Source organism: Brenneria tiliae (assembly GCF_023347575.1).
GTDB classification, from domain to species: domain Bacteria; phylum Pseudomonadota; class Gammaproteobacteria; order Enterobacterales; family Enterobacteriaceae; genus Brenneria; species Brenneria corticis.
Window position 1 is genome coordinate 1 of the sequence record NZ_JAKPCB010000016.1, and the last position, 243, is coordinate 243.

1 rRNA gene is annotated in these 243 nt (G+C 51.9%); it reads right to left on the reverse strand.

The window, feature by feature from the left end:
- A 23S ribosomal RNA gene (locus tag MFP24_RS00070) occupies positions 1-243 on the reverse strand; the annotation flags it as partial.

Consider the following 243-nt stretch of genomic DNA (forward strand, 5'->3'; position numbering starts at 1 on the left):
CAGCGTGCCTTCTCCCGAAGTTACGGCACCATTTTGCCTAGTTCCTTCACCCGAGTTCTCTCAAGCGCCTGAGTATTCTCTACCTGACCACCTGTGTCGGTTTGGGGTACGATTGACTGTTACCTGGTGCTTAGAGGCTTTTCCTGGAAGCGTAGCATCGGTTACTTCATCACCGTAGTGACTCGTCATCACGCCTCAGTGTTAACGGTGTTCCGGATTTTCCAAAAACACCCACCTTCACGC